Below are 22,690 nucleotides of genomic sequence, written 5' to 3'. Positions count from 1 at the left end.
GTTGTAGGGTGGATGGCGCTTTATCCATCCACCGATGACGACTCGCTGGTGGATGAGAAAAGCGTCATCCACCCTACGCAGCACCAGCTCGCGGTACGCTTATGGCTGCAACACCGACGACACCAAGAGCTGCGAATAGGGATGCTGCGGATCGTCGAGAATCTGATCGGTCAGCCCCGCCTCCACCACACGCGAGCGGCGCATCACCATCAGGCGGTCGGCCAGCAGCCGTGCCACCGCCAGGTCATGGGTGACGATCACCACCGCCAGGTCCAGCTCACGCACCAGGCCGCGCAACAGGTCGAGCAGACGCGCCTGAACGGAAACATCGAGGCCCCCGGTCGGCTCGTCCATAAACACCAGGCGCGGCGCGGAGACCAGGTTGCGGGCGATCTGCAGGCGCTGCTGCATGCCGCCGGAGAAGGTGCGCGGCAGGTCGTCGATACGCGCCGGGTCGATCTCCACCTGGCTCAGCCAGTCGAGCCCGGCGGCGCGCAGTTCGCCGTAGTGGCGCACGCCCTGGGCCATCAGCCGCTCACCAATGTTGGCGCCGGCCGACACAGCCATGCGCAGGCCGTCACGCGGGTTCTGCTCGACGAAGCCCCACTCGGTGCGCAGCAGCGTGCGCCGCTCGGCCTCGCTGGCGCTGTACAGGTCGAGCCACTGGCCATCGCGGCCGCGATAACTCACGCTGCCGCGATCCGGCGGGCAGCGCCCGGAGAGCAAGCTGAGCAAGGTGGACTTGCCCGAGCCGGACTCGCCGACTATGCCCAGCACCTCGCCGGGATAGAGGTCGAAGCTCACCCCCTGGCAGCCCTTGTCCGGGCCGTACAGGCGGGTCAGGTCGCGCGCCGAGAACAGCGGCTCGGCCGCTGCCACGGCAGGTTGCAGAGGTTCGGCGGCGCTCATTGCAGGTTCTCCTCGGTGCGCTGGCGGCAGTAGTCGGTGTCGGAGCAGACGTAGCGCTTGCTGCCGGCGTCGTCGACGATCAGCTCGTCGAGGAAGGACTCGCTGCTGCCACAGAAGGCGCAGCAATAGTCCCAGCGCTGCACGGCGAAGGGGTGATCTTCGAAGTCCAGGCTGACCACCCGAGTAAAGGGCGGCACCGCATACAGGCGCTTCTCGCGACCGGCGCCGAACAGCATCAGCGCCGGGCTCATGTCCAGCTTGGGGTTGTCGAATTTGGGAATCGGCGAGGGGTCCATCACGTAGCGCTCGTCCACCGTCACCGGGTAGGCGTAGGCAGTGGCGATATGGCCGAAGGTGGCGATGTCCTCGTACAGCTTCACGTGCATCACGCCGTAGTCCTCCAGCGCATGCATGGTCCGCGTCTCCTGCTCGCTCGGTTCGATAAAACGCAGCGGCTCGGGAATCGGCACCTGATAGACCATGATCTGCCCGGCCGACAGCGGGGTTTCCGGGATGCGGTGGCGGGTCTGGATCACGCTGGCCTCCAGCGTGCGCTCGGTGGTGGCGACGCCAGCGGTGCGGGCGAAGAAGCGGCGGATCGACACCGCATTGGTGGTGTCGTCAGCGCCCTGGTCAATCACCTTGAGCACGTCGTCCGCGCCGAGAATGGCCGCAGTCAGCTGCATGCCGCCGGTGCCCCAGCCGTAGGGCAGCGGCATCTCGCGGCCACCGAAAGGCACCTGGTAGCCGGGGATCGCCACGGCCTTGAGCAGGCCACGGCGAATCATGCGTTTGGTCTGCTCGTCGAGGTAGGCGAAGTTGTAGGCCGACGCCTCGCGGGCGCCGCTTGCAGTGGAAAGGTTCATCAGCGGTTCTCCTCTGCCGGCGCCTGGCGGCGCAGCTTGCGGATCAGTTCCAGTTCGGCCTGGAAGTCGACGTAGTGCGGCAATTTGAGGTGCGAGACGAAGCCGGCGGCCTCGACGTTGTCGCAGTGCATCAGCACGAACTCCTCCTCCTGCACCGGGCCCTGCACCTCTTCGTCGTACTCGCCGGCACGCAGGGCGCGGTCGACCAGGGCCATGCCCATAGCCTTGCGCTCGGCGTAACCGAAGGCCAGGCCGTAGCCGCGGGTGAACTGCGCCTGCTCGGCGCTTTCACCGACGAACTGGTTGACCATCTCGCACTCGGTGATTTCGATGTCGCCCAGCGGCACGGCGAAACCCAGTTCGGCGGGCGTCATCCATACCTCGACGGCGCCGATGCGGATCTCCCCGGCGAAGGGGTGGTTGCGCCCGTAGCCACGCTGGGTGGAATACCCCAGCGCCAGGAGGAAGCCCTCGTCGCCACGGGCCAATGCCTGCAGGCGCTCGGCGCGGCTGGCGGGAAAGGCCAGCGGCTCGCGGGTGATGTCGGGTACCGGCGCGCCGTCATCCACCTCGCGGGCCATCAGGCCCTCCTCGGCGAGAAAATCCAGCACCCGCGGACAGGGCTTGGACTCATCGGTAACGGCTGCTTCCGGCGCCGGATACTCGCCCTCGGCCAGCAGGGCGAAGTCCAGCAGGCGGTGGGTGTAGTCGAAGGTCGGGCCGAGCAACTGGCCGCCGGGCAGGTCCTTGAAGGTGGCGGAGATGCGTCGTTCCAGCTGCATCCGCGTGCTGTCCAGCGGCTCGCTGGCACCGAAACGCGGCAGCGTGGTGCGGTAGGCGCGCAGCAGGAAGATAGCTTCCATCAGGTCGCCGGCCGCCTGCTTGATGGCCAGCGCGGCCAGTTCCTCGTCGTACAGCGAGCCCTCGCTCATCACCCGGGCCACGGCCAGCGGCAGTTGCTGACGCACCTGCTGCACGCCCAGTTCGGCGACGGCGGTATCACCGCGGCGACGGTTGGCCAGCAGTTGATGGGCATTGTCGATGGCGCGTTCGCCACCCTTGACGGCGACATACATCAGGCAGCCTCCTCGGTTTCGATCAGCACGCGGGTGCTGCGCGGCAGGCCGATCACCTCGCCGCCCGCGGCGAAGAAGCAGTCCAGGCCACGGGGAAAGGCGCTGCGCGCCTGGCGCTGCTGCCAGAACGAGGCCGGCAGCGGCAGGTTGACGCTGCGCACGTCCTTGATGCCGGGGCCGCGCCAGCGCAGGGCCGGGCCGGCGTGCAGCTCGCCCAGCTGGATCAGCAGGGTGCAGGACTGATCCGGGTAGCGCTCGCTGCCGTTGTCGAAGTCCGCCAGGTCGCCCAGCTCGCGCTCATCGAGCAGGGCGAACAGCGCCACCTCGCGCTCGGCGACTATCGGGCAGCCACAGTGGAACGCCAGGTTGGCGCGGATCAGCGGCGTATCGAAGCGCGGCGCCAGCCACAGCGGCGTGTCGCTGTCGAGAAAGGCCAGGCACAGGCCATAGGTGGCCGGGGCCAGGTCACCCAGGGCGTGGGCGCGATCCATGGCGCGCGGCAGACCCGGTTCGGCCAGGGCGCCGAGGGCGGCGCGGAAGCTGAGCTGGGCGTCCAGCACCGGGTCGTCGAAAGCCGGTTGCAGCCAGTGCGAGCTGTGCGGCGCGTTCATCAATCCTCTCCTCTGACCAGGGTGAAAAACTCCACCTGGGTGGTGGCAGTCTGTGCGGCCCGCGCCAGGCGCTGTTCGCGCTGCTGGCGGGCCAGGGGTTCGATCAGGTCGCTGAGCCAGCGCGCCTGGTCGCTGCCCTGCAGGTGGGCGTCGGCCAGCGCCGCCAGCTCGGCGCGGCGCTTGTCGCGGCCGGCCAGGTAGCTGTAGCCGGTGCGGCCGTCGGCCAGGCGCACCACGCAGCGGGTGACGGTCATCTCGCCGAGGTTGAAGGCGTTGCCGGTGCCGCCCATGCGCCCGCGCACCAGGGTCATGCCCACCTCGGGGGCGCGGATCAGCTGGTAGGCGCTGTCCTTGAGCGCCGCCTCGTGGGCATCGAGGGCGTCGCCGGCGCGGGCCAGCACGCCCATCCAGCGCTGGCGTACGGCGATGTTCGAATCATGTTCGTTCATGCGGGTCTCCATCAGGTCGCTACCTGGTACTGGAAGCGGTCGGCGCGGCTGCTGGACTGCGCCAGCTCCACCGCCCGGCCAGCCGGATCGCGGGACAGGGTGAGTACGCTGAGCAGCGGCGCATGGCGTGGCATCAGCAGGTGCGCAGCCTCCTCGCGGCTGGGCAGGCGTGCGCCGATCAGGCTGAAGGTGCGCGCCAGCGGCAGGTCGCGCTGGCCCAGGTACTGGCGCAGCGAGCCGCCCTGGTAGTCGGCCAGCAGCGGCGCCAGGCTGGCGCAGAAGCGGTGGCGGATCAGGCTCATCGGCTGCCCGTCGAGCAGGCGCAGGGTGGCCAGCTCGAGCAGTTCGCTGCCGTCGGCCAGCTGCAGGTGGCGACACTCCTCGCCAGAGCCGGGGCGGCGGATACGCTCGATCAGCCGGGCCTCGACGCGGTGGCCGAGCGCCGACAGCGACTGGCTGTAGGCACTGCCCGCCTCCACCGGGTAGATCAGCGGTTTGGCCAGCACCTGGGTGCCCTTGCCCTGGCGGCGCAGCAGGCGGCCTTCGAGCACCAGCTCGTCCACCGCGCGGCGCAGGGTGTGGCGGTTGACGGCAAAGCGCGCGGCCAGTTGCAGCTCGCCCGGCAGGTAGTCGCCCGGGCTCATGCGCTGCAGCTCCTCGCGCAGCACGGCGGCTAGCTCGCGGTACAGCGGTTCGATTCGTCTAGACAAGTGCATGGCTTAAAAAAGGCGCTCGCAGGCGCCCATCTCCTTTAGATGAAGAGTTTGCGCAGGCGCTGGGAGAGGATGTCGATGGCGCTCACCACCAGAATGATCACGATCAGCAGGGCGCAGGTCTGGGCGAACTGGAAGCCGCGAATGGCCTCCCAGAGGATCACCCCGATGCCGCCGGCGCCGACCATGCCGACCACCGTGGCCGAGCGCACGTTGGACTCGAAGCGGTACAGCGAGTAGGAAATCCACAGCGGCAGCACCTGCGGGATGACGCCGAAGATCACCTCCTGCAGGGCACTGGCGCCGGTGGCGCGCACCCCTTCCACCGGGCCCGGGTCGATGGCTTCGACCGCCTCGGCGAACAGCTTGGCCAGCACCCCGGTGGTGCTGATGAACAGCGCCAGCACACCGGCGAACGGGCCGAGGCCGACCGCGACGACGAAGAGCATGGCGAAAACCATTTCGTTGATCGAACGGCAGGCGTCCATCACCCGCCGCACCGGCTGATAGATCCACCAGGGCACGATGTTCTCGGAGCAGAGAATGCCCAGCGGAATGGCGCAGACGATGGCCAGCACCGTGCCCCACAGGGCGATCTGCACGGTGACGACCATCTCCTTGACGTAGTGCCACCAGTTGCTGAAGTCCGGCGGGAAGAAGTCGGCGGCGAAGGTGGCCATGTTGCCCGAGTCGCGCACCAGCGCCAGGGGGTTCATCTCGGCGCCCTGCCAGGACCAGGCCAGCACGGCGAAGAACAGGCCCCAGCCGATCAACTGCAACCAGGAGCGCTTGGCGTCGGCGGCTGGCGGTGTGGCGGTAGTCAGAGTGGTCATGAAGGCGGTATCTCGAAAAAACGACTTGCGATCAGCCCCTCGGCAGGTGCCGAGGGGCTGTCGGATTCAACCGGCGCTGGCGCCGTTTTGCTTGTCGCGCTCGGCCATGCGCTGTTCCAGCTTGGCCAGCTCGGCGTCGATGTCCTTGAGCTGCGCCTGCTTGTCGGCGTCCTTGAGCGTGGCGTTGGCGGCCACTTCGCTGCGCTTCTTGAACAGCTCGAGCTGACGGATCGGCAGCAGCTGGTCGTCGTCGGAGACCTTGAACTGGCCCCACTGCAGGCCCTCGAGGACCTTCTTCTCGTCCGGCTTGGCGCCGTAGGTCATGAAGAACTCGCGCAGCTTGGCCTTGCTCGCGTCGGCCAGGTTCTTGCGCCAGACCATCGGGTCGGAGGGGATCAGCGGCGAGGTCCAGATCACCTTGAGCTGCGCGGCCTTGTCCGGCGCGGTCACTTCCAGGCGCTCCATGCCCTCGCTGTTGAAGGTGCCGACGTCGACCTGCTTGTTGGCCACCGACAGCGCGTTGACCTCATGGCTGCCGTTGAGCGCGCGCTTGAAGATCTTGCTCGGGTCGGCCTTGTTCTGGGCGAACACGTAGTAGCCGGGCACCAGGTAGCCGGAGGTGGAGTTGGGGTCGCCGTTGGCGAAGGTCAGGCTGGCGGCGTTCTTCAGCATGTCATCGATCGACTCGAGCGGGCTGTCCTTGTGCGCCACCATCAGGCTGTAGTAACCCTGCGCGCCGTTGGCCGCGACGGTCTGGGCGAACACCTCGCCGCCGGCGCGATCCACCGCTTCCATCGCCGCCTTGTTGCCGTACCAGGCCACGTCGACCTTGTCGAAGCGCATGCCCTGGATGATCCCGGCGTAGTCCGGGGCGAAGAAGGCGTTGACCTTGAAGCCGGTCTGCTTGCTCATGTCGGCGAGAAAGGGATCCCACATGGCCTTGAGGTTCTGCGAGGACTCGGTGGAGATGATGCCGAAATTGAGCTCCTCGGCGGCCTGGGCCGTGCCCAGCAGGGAACCGGTGACGAGCGCAGAGGCAGCCAGCACCTGGCCGATGCGTTTGAACATGGAGCACACTCCTGTTGCAAGTTGGCGTTGTTGGATCGAATGGGGGCAGCGAGGTCAGGCCTTGGCCAGCACCAGCGGGCGCTCGACGGCGCGCGGGCGCTGCCCTTGCGGCAGCAGCAGGCTGACGTCGAGGTCGCCGCCGTAGAGGTCGTTGAGAAAATCGGGGTTGAAGCTGTCGGTGGGGCCGTCGAAATGGATGCGCCCGCCTTTCAGCGCCACCGCACGCCGGCAATAGCGCACCGCGTAGTCGACCTGATGCAGGGTCACCACCACGGTCTTGCCGTCGCGGCGATTGATGTCGGCGAGAATCTCCATCACCTTGCGTGCCGACTCGGGGTCGAGCGAGGCGATCGGCTCGTCGGCCAGGATCACCTCGGCCTGCTGGCACAGGGCACGGGCGATGGCCACGCGCTGCTGCTGGCCGCCTGATAGCGTAGAGGCTCGCTGCGCGGCAAGATCGGCCAGCCCGACGCGCTCAAGGGCGTCCATGGCGCGCTGCTTCTCCTCGGCGCTGAACAGACTGAGGCTGCCGCGCCAGCGCGGCATGCGCCCCAGACCGCCGAGCAGCACGTTCTGCAATACGCTGAGGCGACCGACCAGGTTGAACTGCTGGAAGATGTAACCGATATCGGCGCGCAGGCGGCGCACCTCGCCGTTCAGACGGCCTGCGGCCTGCACCTGACGGCCAAGCACCTCGATGCTGCCACCGCCGGTGCGGTCGCAGCAGGCCAGGCCGGCCAGATGCCGCAGCAACGTCGACTTGCCCGAGCCGGAGGCGCCGATCAGCGCCACCATCTCGCCCGGCTGCACCGACAGCGCCAGGTCGAACAGCGCCTGTTTCTGACCGAAGGTCTTGTTCAGGCTATCGACTCGAATCACTGCGCTCATGGGCTGGCCCTCTACTATCATTGACGATAAGAAGGCAGCGCCTGGCCGCCATCTGGTGTAGACCAAGGTAGGCGCAAGCTGTGTCAGAGCCGTGAACCGGGGATGACGATTGAGTGACCAGGGCTTGAATTTTTTATGCCCGAGCACAGCCCGAGCACGACTTCTGCCGAATACTGCGCATTTCTGACAGTCGGTGCTGGCATATCGCCTTTACCTGGCCCAGAATTCGACACGTAATTGGCGTCAAGGAACTGTTCAGATGACCCTTAGGTCATAACGACGCATAACGCGATACTGGTTGAACGGCTAGTGCTAAAGATGGTCAAACCGGTGACAATCTTGAAACTGACTACCAGTCTCGCTCTCCTGAACTAACCGGTTTAATGTATGCGCCCTATGAAACAGGCTACCTATTCCAGCCGTACGGCTGACAAATTCGTCGTTCGCTTGCCCGATGGCATGCGTGAGCGTATCGCTGACGTAGCACGCAACCATCACCGCAGCATGAACTCGGAAATCATCGCCCGCCTGGAGCAGAGCATGCTGCAGGAAGGCGCCCTGGGCGACGAGCTCAACCTGCGTCTCGACAGCCCCGAGCTGAGCCTGCACGAGCGCGAACTGCTGCAGCGTTTCCGTCAGCTGTCGCGCCGCCAGCAGAACGCCCTGGTCGCCCTGATCGCCCACGACGTGGAAATGGCCGCCGAAGAAGCCTGAGGCAAGCCCCCCACAAAAAAACCGGCCTTGAGCCGGTTTTTTTGTGGGGGTATTAAAGGCGCGGAGCGAACTCCGCGCCTTCTTCAGCCGACGAAGCTGAGCAATACCCCCGCCGCCACTGCCGAGCCGATCACCCCGGCCACGTTCGGGCCCATGGCGTGCATCAGCAGGAAGTTCTGCGGATTGGCTTCCAGCCCCACCTTGTTCGACACCCTGGCAGCCATAGGCACCGCCGAGACGCCGGCCGAGCCGATCAGCGGGTTGACCTTGTGGGTGCTGAACACATTCATCAGCTTGGCCATCAGCACGCCGGCGGCGGTGCCGGCGCAGAAGGCGACCATGCCCAGCAGCAGGATGCCCAGGGTCTTGAGCTGCAGGAAGGCCTCGGCCGACAGCTTGGAGCCCACGGTCAGACCGAGGAAGATGGTGACGATGTTGATCAGCGCGTTGCGCGAGGTATCGGCCAGGCGCTCGACCACGCCACATTCGCGCAGCAGGTTGCCGAGGGCGAACATGCCGATCAGCGGCGCGGCGTCCGGCAGCAGCATGCCGATCAGCAGGCACAGCACGATGGGGAAGATGATCTTCTCGGTCTGCCCCACCGGACGCAGCTGCTGCATGACGATGGCGCGCTCCTCCTTGGTGGTCAGCGCGCGCATGATCGGCGGCTGCAGCAGCGGCACCAGGGCCATATAGGCATAGGCCGCCACGGCGATGGGGCCGAGCAAGTGCGGCGCCAGCTTGGAGGTGACGAAGATCGAGGTCGGCCCGTCCGCCCCGCCGATGATGGCGATGGATGCCGCCTCCTTGAGGCTGAACTCCATCCCCGGAATGCCGATGGCGGTGATCGCCAGGGCGCCGAGCAGGGTGCCGAAGATGCCGAACTGCGCGGCGGCGCCGAGCAGCAGGGTCTTGGGGTTGGCCAGCATCGGTCCGAAGTCGGTCATGGCGCCGACGCCGAGGAAGATCAGCAGCGGGAAGATGCTGGTAGGCAGACCCACCTCATAGATCAGATGGAGGAAACCGGCGCCCTCGGCCATATTGGCCACCGGGATATTCGACAGCAAGCCGCCGAAACCGATGGGCACCAGCAACAGGGGCTCGAAGCCCTTCTTGATCGCCAGATAGATCAGCAGCATGCACACCGCGATCATGAACGCCTGACCGGGCTCCAGGTGGTACAGGCCGGTGCTCTGCCAGAGCTTGAGCAGCTTTTCCATGGTGCGCCCCTCAGCCGATGGTCAGCAGGCTGTCGCCCACCGCCACCGCATCGCCGACCTTGACGTTGACCGCTCCGATGCTGCCGGCCTTGAAGGCGCGAATCTCGGTTTCCATCTTCATCGCCTCGAGGATGATCACCAACTGGCCCTCCTCCACGGTCTGGCCGGGTTGCACCAGCACCTTGAAGATATTGCCGGCCAGCGGTGCCGCCTGCGGCTCGCCACCCCCCACGGCAACGGGCGCGGCAGGTGCAGGCGCGGCACTGCCAGCGAGCGGCTTGATGCCCTCGATATCGCCGCCCTCGCCCACCTGCACGACGAACGACTTACCATTGACTTCGACGGTGTAGACCTCGGGCTTGCCGGCCTCGCGGGCAGGGGTTTCCTTGCCGGTCGGCGCCGGCTCGAAGGCCGCCGGGTTGCCGCGGTTCTCCAGGAACTTCAGGCCGATCTGCGGGAACAGCGCGTAGGTCAGCACGTCGTCGATCTCGTCGGCGGCCAGCTTGATGCCCTTCTCCTGGGCGATGCCCTTGAGTTCGGCGGTCAGCTTGTCCATTTCGGCGTCCAGCAGGTCGGCCGGGCGGCAAGTGATCGCCTCGGCGCCATCGAGCACGCGCGCCTGCAGCTCGGCGTTGAACGGCGCGGGCGCGGCGCCGTACTCGCCCTTGAGCACGCCGGCGGTTTCCTTGGTAATGGACTTGTAGCGCTCGCCGGTGAGCACGTTGATCACCGCCTGGGTGCCGACGATCTGCGAAGTGGGCGTCACCAGCGGGATGAAACCAAGGTCTTCGCGCACGCGGGGGATCTCGGCCAGCACCTGGTCGAATTTATCCTGGGCGCCCTGCTCCTTGAGCTGGCTTTCCATGTTGGTGAGCATGCCACCCGGCACCTGGGCGACCAGGATGCGCGAGTCGACGCCCTTGAGGTTGCCCTCGAACTTCGCGTACTTCTTCCGTACTTCGCGGAAGTACGCAGCGATTTCCTCCAGCAGCTCCAGATTCAGCCCGGTGTCGCGCTCGGTGCCCTGGAACATGGCCACCACCGATTCGGTCGGCGAATGGCCGTAGGTCATCGACAGCGAGGAAATCGCGGTGTCGACGTTATCGATACCGGCCTCCACCGCCTTGAGGATGGCCACCGAAGACAGCCCCGCGGTGGCGTGGCACTGCATATGGATCGGGATGGCCAGGCTGGCCTTGAGTCGCGACACCAGCTCGAAGGCGGTGTAGGGCGTGAGGATGCCAGCCATGTCCTTGATGGCGATGGAGTCGGCGCCCATGTCCTCGATCTGCTTGGCCAGATCGACCCACATCTGCAGGGTGTGCACTGGGCTGGTGGTGTAGGAGATGGTGCCCTGGGCATGCTTGCCCTGGCGCTTGACCGCCTGCAGGGCGGTCTGCAGGTTGCGCGGATCGTTCATCGCGTCGAACACGCGAAACACGTCGACGCCGTTGACGGCGGCGCGTTCGACGAATTTTTCCACCACGTCGTCGGCGTAGTGGCGGTAGCCCAGCAGGTTCTGGCCGCGCAGGAGCATCTGCTGGCGGGTATTGGGCATCGCCTGCTTCAGCGCGCGGATGCGCTCCCAGGGATCTTCGCCCAGGTAGCGGATGCAGGCATCGAAGGTCGCACCGCCCCAGGACTCCACCGACCAGAAGCCGACCTGATCGAGCTTGGGCGCGATCGGCAGCATGTCCTCCAGGCGCACGCGGGTGGCCAGGATGGATTGGTGGGCGTCGCGCAGCACCACATCGGTGATCCCGAGTGCTTGTTTAACGGCAGTCATACAGGTGCTCCCTCTAGAACCTGATCAACCGCGGCGGGCGCGGTGCTGATGAATGGCGGATTGAATGGCGGCCAGCAATTCGGCATCCGGCTCCTGGCTGGCCGGTTTGCCGCTAGGTGCTGCGGAAGAGGCGACGGGGGCAGGTGTGTGCGGGGCGAAGACTTCGATCAGACGCGACATCACGCGGATCGCCAGCACCAGCAGTACCAGAAAGACAAACACGAAACCCATGCCGAACAGCATGAGCTCGACACCCTCGAGCAGGAGTTCACTGGGGGTCATCTTGGCTCCTTTTGCCAGCAGCTCGCGGGCTGCATTCATTATTGATTAGGAGCGCCCGGGATCGGCCCCGGGCAAGGCTGGCGAACCTTAGCCTGAAACGAGCGTTTCAAGCAAACCTCAAACGGACCAGGCGGGCATTTTATGTAGTAGGCAACGCACTGCCACTACCAAAGACGAGGGCGCTCGCGCGAGGCCCGCTAGGAAACCACGCCCGACCGGGAGACGACGGCGGGCGCCAGCGTCAGCAGCGCCTTGAAATGGCGACATTCAGCGCCCGGGGTACGCCCGAACAGGCGCTTGAACTCGCGACTGAACTGCGAAGGACTTTCGTAACCGACCCGCTGCGCCGCGTCGGCCGCGCTCATGCCGCTGCGAATCATCAACAGGCGCGCCTGGTGCAGGCGGATGGCCTTGAGATACTGCAACGGTGAGCGACTGGTCACGGCCTTGAAGTGCACATGGAAGGCCGGCACGCTCATATTGGCCATCGCGGCCAGGGTCGCGACGTCGAGCGCCTGGGGATAATCGCTGTGGATGCGCCGCAGCACCCTGGCGATGCGGCCGAAATGGCTGCCCTGCGCCAGGGTCGCGCGCAGGCCGCCGCCCTGCTCGCCCTGCAACACGCGGAAGACGATCTCGCGCAGAATCGACGGCCCCAGCAAACGCGCCTCGTCCGGCTCGGCCAACGCCTCCAGCAGGCGCAACGTCGCCTCGCTCAACCTGGCATCCAGCGGGCTCGAACAGAGGGTGGCGGGCGCCGGGGGCGACGCCTCGTCCAGGCCGATGGCCAGCTCCGCGACCAGTAACGGGTCGATGCGCAACGCCAGCCCCAGCAACGGCTCGGCCGCGCTGGCCTCGGTCTCGATGGAAAACGGCAGAGGCAGCGCCAGCACCAGGTAGTGCTGGGCGTCGTAGACATACAGCCTACCGTCGTGCAACCCGCGCTTGCGCCCCTGGATGACGATGACGATGCTCGGTTCGTACAGCGCCGGCGTGCTGGGCAGCGGGCGATTGGCGCGCATGAAGGTCACGCCGTCGAGTAACGACTCGGTGTAGCCCTCTTCGGGGGCCAGGCGCAGCATCAGTTCCACCATGCGTTGGCGCCTGTCGGATATCGCGATCATGGCTCTGGAGACTCGGCAGTTTCCGCGGGCCGACATTCTATGGCCCTTGCAATAGAAACAGGCAAGATCGAAAGAGTAACCGGACTTAGCAGCCCGCCTCGCCCCGCCTAGCATGAGGCCTGCGCCCTGCACGCCGCAGGCGCTAGCCGCCAATAGGAGAATCGATCCATGAACCCGTTAGGACACCTCGGCGCCCTGCTGCTCGGCGTACTGCTGAGCCTGCCGAGCTGGGCCGCCGGCGCCACGCAGGACAATCGCGCCCTGATCCAGCAGGCCTTCGACGACTGGCGCAACGGCCAGGGCAGCGTCTTCGACCTGCTCGCCGAAGACGCCGTGTGGATAGTCGCCGGAAACAGCCCGGTATCAGGTACCTACCCCACACGTCAGGCGTTTCTCGAAGAGGCGGTCAAACCCATCACCGCCAAACTGGCGACGCCGATTACCCCCACGGTTCGCCAGCTGGTAGCGCAGGGGCCCTATGTGGTCGCGATCTGGGATGGCCAGGCGACCGCCCATGATGGCAGCCGCTATGAGAACAGCTACGCCTGGCATATGCAGCTCGAGGACGGCCGCATCACTCACGTCACGGCCTTCCTCGATACCTGGCGGCTAGTGCAGCTGATGGAGCAACCTACAGGAGGAAGATCGACGCCAGCCCCAGGAAAATGAAGAACCCGCCGCTGTCGGTCATCGCCGTGATCATCACGCTGGCACCCATGGCCGGGTCGCGCCCCAGGCGTGCCAGGGTCATGGGAATCAGCACGCCCATCAGCGCCGCCAGCAGCAGGTTGAGGGTCATCGCCGCGGTCATCACCACACCCAGCGACCAGCTGTCGTAGAGCAGATAGGCCACCACGCCGATCACCCCGCCCCAGAGCAGGCCGTTGATCAGGGAAACGCCCAGCTCCTTGCGCAGCAGGCGCGAGGTATTGCCGGTGCCGACCTGGTCCAGCGCCATGGCGCGGACGATCATGGTGATGGTCTGGTTGCCGGAGTTGCCGCCGATGCCAGCGACTATGGGCATCAGCGCGGCCAGAGCCACCAGTTTCTCGATCGAGCCCTCGAACAGGCCGATCACCCGCGAGGCGAGAAAGGCGGTGACCAGGTTGATCGCCAGCCAGGCCCAGCGGTTGCGCACCGACTTCCACACCGAGGCGAAGATGTCCTCCTCCTCGCGCAGACCGGCCATGTTGAGGACTTCGCTTTCGCTCTCCTCACGGATCAGGTCGACCATCTCGTCGATGGTCAGACGACCGATCAGCTTGCCGTTCTTGTCCACCACCGGGGCGGAAATCAGGTCGTAGCGCTCGAAGGCCTGAGCGGCGTCGTAGGCGTCCTCGTCCGGGTGGAAAGTCACCGGGTCGTCGGCCATCACCTCGCCGACCTGCTTGTCCGGGTCGTTAACCAGCAGGCGCTTGATCGGCAGCACACCCTTGAGCACGCCGTCGTAATCGACCACGAACAGCTTGTCGGTGTGGCCCGGCAGCTCCTTGAGGCGACGCAGGTAACGCAGCACCACCTCCAGGCTGACGTCTTCGCGGATGGTGACCATCTCGAAGTCCATCAGCGCGCCGACCTGGTCCTCCTCGTAGGACAGTGCCGAACGCACGCGCTCGCGCTGCTGCGCATCGAGCGACTCCATCAGTTCGTGGACTACGTCGCGCGGCAACTCCGGCGCCAGGTCGGCCAGTTCGTCGGCGTCCATGTCCTTGGCCGCGGCGAGGATCTCGTGATCGTCCATGTCGGCGATCAGGGTCTCACGCACCGCGTCGGACACCTCAAGCAGGATGTCGCCGTCGCGCTCGGCCTTGACCAGTTGCCAGACGGTCAGACGGTCGTCGAGCGGCAGGGCTTCGAGGATGTGGGCGATATCCGCGGGGTGCAGGTCGTCGAGCTTGCGCTGCAGCTCGGCGAGGTTCTGCCGGTGCACCAGGTTCTCGACCAGGTCGTGATGCTGGCCTTCCTGACGATGGGTCAGGTCTTCCACCAGCTTGTGCCTATGCAGCAGTTCGACCACCTGGGCCAGGCGATCCTGCAGGCTCTCTTGCGGCTTCTTGGCTTCTACTTCAGTCATAGCGCGCTCCACCCCCAGTTGGCGGGCACGCCAAAGGGGATCAATCAGGTTTTACGCGATCGTCAAATCGGGTCTGGTAACTACTGGGTAAGTCCATGGTGGTATTCCACAAGCCCCGGCGGGGCTGACGCGGCAAATGATAACACCGCAATACGGCTTTGCACGCGAGAAAAGCCAGGCAAGAACAATTGCTTGCATCACAAACTTCAATCCGCGCTGAAATCCTGTTGCTGCGACGCCGGCGACGTTCGGCAGGACACCCTGGCACGCTCGGAACAACGGGCTAAGCTGACCCAGGCACCCGTCAAGGAGGACGCCCCATGCAAGGATTGTTGCGCGCCGCATTCTGCGCCGCCCTGCTCTACCCCATCCAGGCCAGCCTGGCCGCCACCGTGTTTCGCTGTGAAGACGCCAACGGCCATATCACCTTCACCCGCCACGGCTGCCCGACAGAGCAGCAGCAGCGAACCCAGAACGCCCGCAACCAGACGCCGAGCAGCGGCAAGGCCGTACCACTGGCCAAACCCGAACGCAGCACGCGAACAAAGGGGGCCAGTGAACTGGTGGTGGTCGGTCAACAGGACGACGGCTGCGGCAACCGGATTACCGGCAGCGCGCGGCGGGCCGCGATCGTCAAGCAGGAGATTCGCAGCGGCATGACTCGCAGCGACGTGGAAAGCAGCCTGGGCAAGCCACAGAAGATCAGCCGGCAGAACGGCCTGCAGCGCTACCACTACCGCGACAACAGCGGCAACACGCGCCAGGTGAGCTTCGACGAAGCGGGCTGCGTGAAGGGGAAATAAAAAAGGGCCTGCATCGCTGCAGGCCCTTCGGGTATGGCGGACTCAGGAGGATTCGAACCTCCGACCGCTCGGTTCGTAGCCGAGTACTCTATCCAGCTGAGCTATGAGTCCGTTTAGCGCTTTTAGACCAGATCGCTGCTGGTTGAAGCAAAATGGCTTGCACTGCTGCAAGCCATCCAAGATGGCGGACTCAGGAGGATTCGAACCTCCGACCGCTCGGTTCGTAGCCGAGTACTCTATCCAGCTGAGCTATGAGTCCGTTTAGCGCTTTTAGACCAGATCGCTGCTGGTTGAAGCAAAATGGCTTGCACTGCTGCAAGCCATCCAAGATGGCGGACTCAGGAGGATTCGAACCTCCGACCGCTCGGTTCGTAGCCGAGTACTCTATCCAGCTGAGCTATGAGTCCGTGTCGCTGTTGCCGACCAGGCGTGCTGCCTGCCTGATTGACTAAATATGGCGGAGAAGGGGGGATTCGAACCCCCGACACCCTTTTGAGGTGTACTCCCTTAGCAGGGGAGCGCCTTCGGCCACTCGGCCACCTCTCCGCAACACGGGGCGCATGATAAACATGTTTTCCCCGTTTGCAAACAAAAATTTGTAGAAAAATTAGTGGCTTGGTTCGTCACCCTTCTCTTTCTGGATGCGCTGGTAGATTTCTTCACGGTGCACGGCAACCTCTTTGGGCGCGTTGACGCCAATGCGCACCTGATTACCTTTCACACCCAACACGGTGACAGTCACATCGTCACCGACCATCAGGGTCTCTCCGACCCGGCGAGTCAGAATCAGCATTCCTTTCTCCTCACGGATTTCATTTTCAGGACAACAGTCTGCAAAAAAGAAAATGGTGGCAGCCCCCAACGAACTCAAGCCCGGGAACCTTCACCCAAGTATTGACCAGAGCGCGCAGAAAGAAAGTTCCGACGCACCAGTCAAAAAGACGAAAGGCGCGGAACCAGCCGCGCCTTTCGGATCATGCGTTACTCGCCCTGTCGTGCCGGGGCGTCGAGCTCGAAGGCAGTGTGCAGTGCGCGCACGGCCAGTTCCAGATATTTCTCCTCGATCACCACGGAGACCTTGATTTCCGAGGTGGAGATCATCTGGATATTGATGCTTTCCTTGGCCAGCGCCTCGAACATGCGGCTGGCGACGCCGGCGTGGGAACGCATGCCGACGCCGACGATGGAGACCTTGGCGATGTTGGTGTCGCCGACCACTTCGCGGGCACCCAGCTCGTCGGCGGTTTTCTGCAGCACGGTCAGGGCGTTGTTGTAGTCGTTGCGGTGCACGGTGAAGGTGAAATCGGTGGTGTTATCGTGCGAGACGTTCTGCACGATCATGTCCACTTCGATATTGGCGGCGCTGACCGGGCCGAGAATCTTGAAGGCGATGCCAGGGATATCCGGCACCCCACGGATGGTCAGCTTGGCTTCGTCGCGGTTGAAGGCGATGCCGGAAATGATCGGCTGTTCCATGGATTCCTCTTCATCAAGGGTAATGAGGGTGCCCGGGCCCTCCTGGAAGCTGTGCAGGACGCGCAGCGGGACGTTGTACTTGCCGGCGAACTCCACCGAACGGATCTGCAGCACCTTGGAACCGAGGCTGGCCATTTCCAGCATTTCCTCGAAGGTGATCTTCTCCAGGCGCTGGGCCTGCGGCACCACGCGCGGGTCGGTGGTGTAGACGCCATCGACGTCGGTGTAGATCTGGCACTCGTCGGCCTTCAGCGCCGCGGCCAGGGCCACGCCGGTGGTGTCGGAGCCGCCGCGACCGAGGGTAGTGATGCTGCCGTGCTCGTCGACGCCCTGGAAGCCGGCGACGACGACGACGCGGCCGGCCTTGAGGTCGGCGCGAATCTTCTGGTCGTCGATCTGCAGAATGCGCGCCTTGTTGTGCGCGCTGTCGGTGAGGATGCGCACCTGGTTGCCGGTGTAGGACACCGCCGGCACGCCGCGCTTGATCAGCGCCATGGCCAGCAGGGCGATGGTCACCTGCTCGCCAGTGGACACCATCACGTCCAGTTCGCGCGGCACCGGGTCACCGTCGCTGACCTGTTTGGCCAGGTCGATCAGGCGGTTGGTCTCGCCGCTCATGGCGGAGACCACGACGACGATGTCGTCGCCCTTCTCGCGGAACTTCTTCACCTTCTCGGCCACCTGCTGGATACGCTCGACGGTGCCGACTGAGGTGCCTCCAAACTTCTGTACGATCAAAGCCATTTCAAAAAGCCGCCTGATTCCTCGAAGGGCGCCCATTAAACCCGCATCGGGTCACACTGCCAAGGCCCGCCGGACGCACTGCGGGCCCCGCTTTCACACCTGTTACAGGCCCTGCTCGACGAAAGTAGCAGCCAGTGCCAATGCCTCGTCCAGCTTGCCGGCGTCGACGCCGCCGCCCTGGGCCATGTCCGGGCGACCGCCACCCTTGCCGCCCACCGCTGCTGCGGCCTGACGCATCAGGTCGCCGGCCTTGAGCTTGGCGGTCAGGTCCTGGGTCACGCCGGCGACCAGTACCACCTTCTCCTCGAACACGCCGCCAAGCAGGATCACCGCGCTGCCGAGCTTGTTCTTCAGCTGGTCGACCAGCGCCAGCAGCGCCTTGCCGTCCAGCCCGTCGAGCCGCGCGGCCAGGACCTTGGCGCCCTTGACCTCGACGGCTGCGCCGGCCAGGTCGTTGCCGGCGGCGCTGGCGGCCTTGGCCTTGAGCTGCTCCAGTTCCTTCTCCAGCTGGCGGTTGCGCTCGAGCACGCCGGCCAGCTTGTCCAGCAGGTTGTCGCGGCTGCCCTTGACCAGCACCGCGGCTTCCTTGAGCTGCTCCTCGGCCGCGTTCAGGTAACCCAGCGCCGCGGCGCCGGTAACCGCCTCGATGCGGCGCACGCCAGCGGCCACGCCGCCTTCGCTGGTGATCTTGAACAGGCCGATATCGCCGGTACGCGAGACGTGGGTGCCGCCGCACAGCTCGACGGAGAAGTCGCCGCCCATGCTCAGCACGCGCACCTGATCGCCGTACTTCTCACCGAACAGGGCCATGGCGCCCTTGGCCTTGGCGGTGTCGATATCGGTTTCCTCGGTTTCCACCTCGGAGTTCTTGCGGATCTCGGCGTTGACTATGTCTTCCAGCGCCTTGAGCTGCTCGGGCTTGATCGCCTCGAAGTGGCTGAAGTCGAAACGCAGGCGCTGGCTGTCGACCAGCGAGCCCTTCTGCTGCACGTGCTCGCCGAGCACCTGGCGCAGCGCGGCGTGCAGCAGGTGGGTGGCCGAGTGGTTCAGCGCGGTGGCCTGACGCACGCTGGCGTCGACCTCGGCCTTGAGCGAGGCGCCGACGCTGAGGCTGCCCTTGGCGACCACGCCATGGTGCAGGAAGGCGCCGCCGGCCTTGGTGGTGTCGCGCACCTCGAAGCTGACGCCGGCACCCTCCAGGTAGCCGCAGTCGCCGACCTGGCCGCCGGATTCGGCGTAGAACGGGGTCTGATTCAGCACCACCACGCCCTCCTCGCCTTCCTGCAAGCTGTCGACGGCCTGGCCGTCGGCGAACAGGGCAATAATGGTGCCGCTGCCGCGGGTGCCTTCGTAGCCGAGGAAACGGGTGTCGGCGTCGACCTTGACCAGGGCGTTGTAGTCCATGCCGAAGGCGCTGGCGGAACGGGCGCGCTCGCGCTGGGCGGCCATCTCGCGCTCGAAGCCGCTCTCGTCGAGGCTCAGGCCGCGCTCGCGGGCGATGTCGCCGGTCAGGTCGTAGGGGAAGCCATAGGTGTCGTATAGCTTGAACACGGTTTCGCCGGGGATGACCTTGCCCTTGAGGCCGACCAGATCCTGCTCGAGGATCTTCAGGCCCTGCTCCAGGGTCTTGGCGAACTGCTCTTCCTCGGTCTTCAGCACGCGCTCGATATGTGCCTGCTGTTGCTTGAGCTCGGGGAAAGCCTCGCCCATCTCGGCCACCAGGGCGGCGACGATCTGGTAGAAGAAGCTGCCCTTGGCGCCGAGCTTGTTGCCGTGGCGGCAGGCGCGGCGAATGATGCGGCGCAGCACGTAGCCGCGGCCCTCGTTGGACGGGGTGACGCCGTCGGCGATGAGGAAGCCGCAGGAGCGGATATGGTCGGCCACCACCTTGAGCGAGGCCTGGCCGTCGTTGCTGCAGCCGATGGCCTTGGCTGCGGCGGCCAGCAGGTTCTGGAACAGGTCGATCTCGTAGTTCGAGTTAACGTGCTGCAGCACGGCGCTGATGCGCTCCAGGCCCATGCCGGTGTCCACGCTCGGCGCCGGCAGCGGGTGCAGCACGCCGTCGGCAGTGCGGTTGAACTGCATGAACACGTTGTTCCAGATCTCGATGTAGCGGTCGCCGTCCTCTTCCGGGCTGCCGGGCGGGCCGCCCCAGATGTGCTCGCCGTGGTCGAAGAAGATCTCGGTACAGGGGCCGCACGGGCCGGTGTCACCCATGGCCCAGAAGTTGTCGGACGCATAGGGCGCACCCTTGTTGTCGCCGATGCGGATCATTCGCTCGGCAGGGATGCCGACTTCCTGGGTCCAGATGTCGTAGGCCTCGTCGTCGGTGGCGTAGACGGTGACCCAGAGTTTCTCCTTGGGCAGCTTCAGCCACTTGTCGGAGGTGAGGAATTCCCAGGCGTAATGGATGGCATCACGCTTGAAGTAGTCGCCGAAGCTGAAATTGCCCAGCATTTCGAAGAAGGTGTGGTGGCGCGCGGTGTAGCCGACGTTTTCCAGGTCGTTGTGCTTGCCGCCGGCGCGTACGCACTTCTGGCTGGTGGTGGCGCGGGTGTAGGCGCGCTTTTCCAGGCCGAGGAAGCAGTCCTTGAACTGGTTCATCCCCGCGTTGGTGAACAGCAGGGTCGGGTCGTTCGCCGGGATCAGCGAGCTGGAAGCGACACGGGTGTGCCCTTTTTCTTCGAAGAAGCTCAGGAAGGCTTCACGGATTTCTGCGCTTTTCATAGGGGTCTTCCACGGAAACAGGCGGCCACGGCAAAAGCCGGCAAAGGGCCGCATTATATCGGGCCCACCGCGCGCGGCTAGTGCCTTGTTGATCGCTGGCGCCGCTGCGGCGCTGCGCTTGCGACTCAGAACGAGCGAAAAGCGGCGAAAGCCTCGATCACCTGCTCGATTTGCTCAGCGTTGACGTCCAGATGGGTGACCAGGCGCAGGCGCGGCGCAGCGCTCACGGCGATGCCGCGCTCGGCCATAAAGGCCTTTACCGTGCTGGCACGCTCGCCGAGCTGCACATAGACCATGTTGGTCTGCACCGGCTCGACGCTGTAGCCCAGCTCGAGCAAAGCTTCACCCAGGCGCGCGGCGTTGGCGTGATCCGCGGCCAGACGCTCGACCTGGTGCTGCAGCGCATACAGCCCCGCCGCCGCCAGTACGCCGGCCTGGCGCATGCCGCCACCGACCATCTTGCGCAGGCGCCGCGCCTTGCCGATCAACGCCGCGCTGCCGCACAGCACCGAACCGACCGGCGCGCCGAGGCCCTTGGACAGGCACACCGAGACCGAATCGAAATGCTGGGTGATCTCCCGCGCCGGCATGCCGAGCTTGACCGCGGCGTTGTACAGCCGCGCACCGTCCAGGTGCAGGGCCAGGCCGCGGCGACGGGTCAGCTCGCGGGCGGCGGCCAGATAGGCCAGCGGCAGCACCTTGCCCTGCATGGTGTTTTCCAGGGCCAGCAGGCGGGTGCGGGCGAAGTGGAAGTCGTCCTGCTTGATCGCCGCCTCGACCCTGGCCAGGTCGAGCGAGCCGTCGGCCTCGCCGTCGAGCGGTTGCGGCTGGATCGAGCCGAGCACCGCGGCGCCGCCGCCCTCGTATTTGTAGGTGTGCGCCTGCTGGCCGACTATGTACTCGTCGCCGCGCTCGCAATGGGCCATCAGGCCGAGCAGGTTGCTCATGGTGCCGGTGGGCACGAACAGCGCCGCTGCGAAGCCCAGCTCCGCAGCCAGCCAGGCCTCCAGGTGATTGACCGTGGGATCCTCGCCGTAGACATCGTCGCCCAGCTCGGCGGCGAGCATGGCCGCGCGCATACCGGCGGTGGGCTGGGTGACGGTATCGCTGCGCAGGTCGATCAGGGGCATGGCGGACATCCTTGAGTGGCATGGAAAAGGCCATGCTACGAGGCCGCCTCGCGCGGTCACAAGATACAGTTGGCTGCAAAATCGGCCGGAAAGCGCCCCCCATGCGGGAGCGGCTTCAGCCGCGAAGCGATCAGCCAGGGTTCGCGGCTGAAGCCGCTCCTACAGCTGTCACCCGGGCTACGCCAGGTTGGAACCGTCGTCCGGCACGATCAGGATGCCGGCGCGCAGGCCGTTCTTCACCTTGGGATTGGGGAAGATGATGCGTGCGCCCTGCTCTTCCACCACCCAGCGGGTGTCGGCGATGTCTTCGGCGAGCAGGTAGCCAGGCTCCAGTTCGCTAAAGTTCTCGATATCGGCCGGCAGGTGCAGCTGAAAGCTGTCGCTGTGCTTGATGATCTCGCGCGCCACGGCGAACAGTTGCAGGCCGTCCAGGCCCTGATCCTGCGACGCCGGTTCGCGCCCTTCGATCAGTTCGACGAGGGCATTCTCCAGCAGGTCGAGGTTGACCAGCTGGTTCTGGCCGAAGGCACGCGCCTTGCCCAGCTCCAGGGTGAAGGCCTCGGCGCCGAGCTGGGCGTAGGTGTAGGAACTGAAGGTGATCGAGCCCTTGTTCTGCAGCAGCACCGCCTCGATGCCGGCGGCGCGCAGGCGCTCGAGTTCGCGGCGCGAGTGAGCGCGACCCTGGTGCCAGGGGTAGAGGGCGAACTGCTCGATCTTCGAGCCGCGAATGGCGGTGTGCAGGTCGTAATGCAGGCGGGTGCGGCCGTCCTTGCTGAAGAAGGTCGCCGCCAGGTGTTCCAGGTCGCAGGCGCGGATCGCCTCGAAGCCGCTGGACTGCTCGTGGCGTCCATTAAACAGGCGGTTGATGTCCTGCTCCACGTAACGCTCGCCGCGGCGCATGGCCTCGGGGTTGCCGAACAGGAAGAGCATGCGCGCCGCCGGGTGCAGCTCGTTGCGCGCGATGCCGCGCAGCAGGCGGTCAAGCAGCTCGATCGGGGCGGTTTCGTTACCGTGGATGCCGGCCGACAGCAACAGATCCAGGCCGCTGTCGCGCGCCGCCGGCGGGGTCACCTCCAGCGCGCCTTCGGCCAGCCAGCGCAAACGCGTGCCCTCGGGGGTCAACTGGATCTTCGCCGACGGCTCATGGCCGGCCAGGGTCAGTTCAAGCAGTTTGCCGAGGGCAAGCATCAGACACTC

The 22,690-nt window shown here is 65.6% G+C and carries 22 protein-coding genes and 4 tRNA genes; 3 read left to right on the top strand and 23 right to left on the bottom strand.

Features of this window, described 5'->3' with window-relative positions:
* Nucleotides 1-99: 99 nt before the first annotated feature.
* The 9 genes from phnK to phnC all read right to left on the bottom strand — a co-directional run bounded on the left by phnK (nucleotide 100) and on the right by phnC (nucleotide 7,413).
* Nucleotides 100-909: a phosphonate C-P lyase system protein PhnK gene (phnK, locus tag AC1G9C_RS08860; RefSeq protein ID WP_480409964.1), complete on the bottom strand. Its 810-nt coding sequence runs from the start codon at nucleotides 907-909 to the stop codon at nucleotides 100-102.
* Nucleotides 906-1,775, bottom strand: a complete 870-nt coding sequence (locus AC1G9C_RS08855) for an alpha-D-ribose 1-methylphosphonate 5-phosphate C-P-lyase PhnJ (RefSeq protein ID WP_480409963.1) — start codon at nucleotides 1,773-1,775, stop codon at nucleotides 906-908. Before AC1G9C_RS08855 ends, phnK begins: the two co-directional genes overlap by 4 nt.
* Nucleotides 1,775-2,851, bottom strand: coding sequence for a carbon-phosphorus lyase complex subunit (locus AC1G9C_RS08850; protein ID WP_480409962.1), 1,077 nt, complete (start codon nucleotides 2,849-2,851; stop codon nucleotides 1,775-1,777). Before AC1G9C_RS08850 ends, AC1G9C_RS08855 begins: the two co-directional genes overlap by 1 nt.
* Entirely contained in the window at nucleotides 2,851-3,462 is a 612-nt protein-coding gene (gene phnH / locus AC1G9C_RS08845) for a phosphonate C-P lyase system protein PhnH (RefSeq protein ID WP_021443045.1), read from the bottom strand. The genes AC1G9C_RS08850 and phnH overlap by 1 nt, the downstream gene beginning before the upstream one ends.
* Nucleotides 3,462-3,911 carry a phosphonate C-P lyase system protein PhnG gene (phnG, locus tag AC1G9C_RS08840; RefSeq protein ID WP_122108457.1) on the bottom strand — a complete coding sequence of 150 codons (450 nt, stop codon included), beginning with the start codon at nucleotides 3,909-3,911 and terminating at the stop codon, nucleotides 3,462-3,464. The genes phnH and phnG overlap by 1 nt, the downstream gene beginning before the upstream one ends.
* Nucleotides 3,912-3,922: 11 nt before the next feature.
* The gene (phnF, locus tag AC1G9C_RS08835; protein ID WP_021444680.1) at nucleotides 3,923-4,627 is read right to left on the bottom strand and encodes a phosphonate metabolism transcriptional regulator PhnF; all 705 of its coding nucleotides are present in this window, start codon (nucleotides 4,625-4,627) and stop codon (nucleotides 3,923-3,925) included.
* Between the two features lie 35 nt (nucleotides 4,628-4,662).
* The gene (gene phnE, locus AC1G9C_RS08830) at nucleotides 4,663-5,457 is read right to left on the bottom strand and encodes a phosphonate ABC transporter, permease protein PhnE (protein WP_480409961.1); all 795 of its coding nucleotides are present in this window, start codon (nucleotides 5,455-5,457) and stop codon (nucleotides 4,663-4,665) included.
* Between the two features lie 66 nt (nucleotides 5,458-5,523).
* Complete coding sequence (gene phnD / locus AC1G9C_RS08825; protein ID WP_480409960.1) at nucleotides 5,524-6,525, bottom strand: phosphonate ABC transporter substrate-binding protein; 1,002 nt, start codon at nucleotides 6,523-6,525, stop codon at nucleotides 5,524-5,526.
* A gap of 54 nt (nucleotides 6,526-6,579) precedes the next feature.
* Nucleotides 6,580-7,413 (bottom strand): phosphonate ABC transporter ATP-binding protein, encoded by an 834-nt coding sequence (phnC, locus tag AC1G9C_RS08820; RefSeq protein ID WP_480409959.1) that lies wholly within the window; start codon nucleotides 7,411-7,413, stop codon nucleotides 6,580-6,582.
* Nucleotides 7,414-7,800: 387 nt separating this feature from the next.
* On the opposite strand from phnC, the gene AC1G9C_RS08815 reads away from it, so the two are divergent.
* Nucleotides 7,801-8,127 (top strand): Arc family DNA-binding protein, encoded by a 327-nt coding sequence (locus tag AC1G9C_RS08815; protein WP_031303295.1) that lies wholly within the window; start codon nucleotides 7,801-7,803, stop codon nucleotides 8,125-8,127.
* A gap of 83 nt (nucleotides 8,128-8,210) precedes the next feature.
* Here the strand turns inward: AC1G9C_RS08815 and AC1G9C_RS08810 are convergent, their stop codons facing one another.
* The 4 genes from AC1G9C_RS08810 to AC1G9C_RS08795 all read right to left on the bottom strand — a co-directional run bounded on the left by AC1G9C_RS08810 (nucleotide 8,211) and on the right by AC1G9C_RS08795 (nucleotide 12,509).
* Nucleotides 8,211-9,347 (bottom strand): sodium ion-translocating decarboxylase subunit beta, encoded by a 1,137-nt coding sequence (locus AC1G9C_RS08810; RefSeq protein ID WP_021444685.1) that lies wholly within the window; start codon nucleotides 9,345-9,347, stop codon nucleotides 8,211-8,213.
* A 10-nt stretch (nucleotides 9,348-9,357) separates the two neighbouring features.
* Nucleotides 9,358-11,133 carry a sodium-extruding oxaloacetate decarboxylase subunit alpha gene (gene oadA / locus AC1G9C_RS08805; RefSeq protein WP_480409958.1) on the bottom strand — a complete coding sequence of 592 codons (1,776 nt, stop codon included), beginning with the start codon at nucleotides 11,131-11,133 and terminating at the stop codon, nucleotides 9,358-9,360.
* 24 nt (nucleotides 11,134-11,157) lie between these two features.
* Nucleotides 11,158-11,415, bottom strand: a complete 258-nt coding sequence (locus tag AC1G9C_RS08800) for an OadG family protein (RefSeq protein WP_480409957.1) — start codon at nucleotides 11,413-11,415, stop codon at nucleotides 11,158-11,160.
* Nucleotides 11,416-11,612: 197 nt separating this feature from the next.
* Nucleotides 11,613-12,509: an AraC family transcriptional regulator gene (locus tag AC1G9C_RS08795; protein ID WP_480410397.1), complete on the bottom strand. Its 897-nt coding sequence runs from the start codon at nucleotides 12,507-12,509 to the stop codon at nucleotides 11,613-11,615.
* Nucleotides 12,510-12,707: 198 nt separating this feature from the next.
* On the opposite strand from AC1G9C_RS08795, the gene AC1G9C_RS08790 reads away from it, so the two are divergent.
* Nucleotides 12,708-13,208, top strand: a complete 501-nt coding sequence (locus AC1G9C_RS08790; protein ID WP_480409956.1) for a nuclear transport factor 2 family protein — start codon at nucleotides 12,708-12,710, stop codon at nucleotides 13,206-13,208.
* On the opposite strand, the gene mgtE is transcribed toward AC1G9C_RS08790, so the two are convergent.
* Nucleotides 13,171-14,613, bottom strand: a complete 1,443-nt coding sequence (mgtE, locus tag AC1G9C_RS08785; protein ID WP_021444690.1) for a magnesium transporter — start codon at nucleotides 14,611-14,613, stop codon at nucleotides 13,171-13,173. The genes AC1G9C_RS08790 and mgtE overlap by 38 nt on opposite strands.
* Nucleotides 14,614-14,933: 320 nt before the next feature.
* On the opposite strand from mgtE, the gene AC1G9C_RS08780 reads away from it, so the two are divergent.
* Complete coding sequence (locus tag AC1G9C_RS08780) at nucleotides 14,934-15,416, top strand: DUF4124 domain-containing protein (protein ID WP_480409955.1); 483 nt, start codon at nucleotides 14,934-14,936, stop codon at nucleotides 15,414-15,416.
* Between the two features lie 34 nt (nucleotides 15,417-15,450).
* On the opposite strand, the gene AC1G9C_RS08775 is transcribed toward AC1G9C_RS08780, so the two are convergent.
* The 9 genes from AC1G9C_RS08775 to astE form a co-directional block, all read right to left on the bottom strand.
* A tRNA-Arg gene (locus tag AC1G9C_RS08775) sits at nucleotides 15,451-15,527 on the bottom strand.
* A gap of 71 nt (nucleotides 15,528-15,598) precedes the next feature.
* A tRNA-Arg gene (locus tag AC1G9C_RS08770) sits at nucleotides 15,599-15,675 on the bottom strand.
* A gap of 71 nt (nucleotides 15,676-15,746) precedes the next feature.
* Nucleotides 15,747-15,823 (bottom strand) — tRNA-Arg (locus tag AC1G9C_RS08765).
* A 48-nt stretch (nucleotides 15,824-15,871) separates the two neighbouring features.
* A tRNA-Ser gene (locus AC1G9C_RS08760) sits at nucleotides 15,872-15,962 on the bottom strand.
* A gap of 61 nt (nucleotides 15,963-16,023) precedes the next feature.
* On the bottom strand, nucleotides 16,024-16,209 hold the full coding sequence (csrA, locus tag AC1G9C_RS08755; protein WP_003244478.1) for a carbon storage regulator CsrA: 186 nt from the start codon (nucleotides 16,207-16,209) through the stop codon (nucleotides 16,024-16,026).
* A gap of 188 nt (nucleotides 16,210-16,397) precedes the next feature.
* Nucleotides 16,398-17,636, bottom strand: a complete 1,239-nt coding sequence (locus AC1G9C_RS08750; protein WP_021443544.1) for an aspartate kinase — start codon at nucleotides 17,634-17,636, stop codon at nucleotides 16,398-16,400.
* A gap of 102 nt (nucleotides 17,637-17,738) precedes the next feature.
* Nucleotides 17,739-20,363: an alanine--tRNA ligase gene (gene alaS, locus AC1G9C_RS08745; RefSeq protein ID WP_480409954.1), complete on the bottom strand. Its 2,625-nt coding sequence runs from the start codon at nucleotides 20,361-20,363 to the stop codon at nucleotides 17,739-17,741.
* A 125-nt stretch (nucleotides 20,364-20,488) separates the two neighbouring features.
* Entirely contained in the window at nucleotides 20,489-21,493 is a 1,005-nt protein-coding gene (gene ltaE / locus AC1G9C_RS08740) for a low-specificity L-threonine aldolase (RefSeq protein ID WP_480409953.1), read from the bottom strand.
* A gap of 177 nt (nucleotides 21,494-21,670) precedes the next feature.
* Nucleotides 21,671-22,681 (bottom strand): succinylglutamate desuccinylase, encoded by a 1,011-nt coding sequence (gene astE, locus AC1G9C_RS08735; protein WP_480409952.1) that lies wholly within the window; start codon nucleotides 22,679-22,681, stop codon nucleotides 21,671-21,673.
* Nucleotides 22,682-22,690 lie beyond the last annotated feature (9 nt).

This window comes from Pseudomonas sp. ABa2, from assembly GCF_056676075.1.
This window is presented reverse-complemented; position numbering and strand designations above follow the sequence as displayed.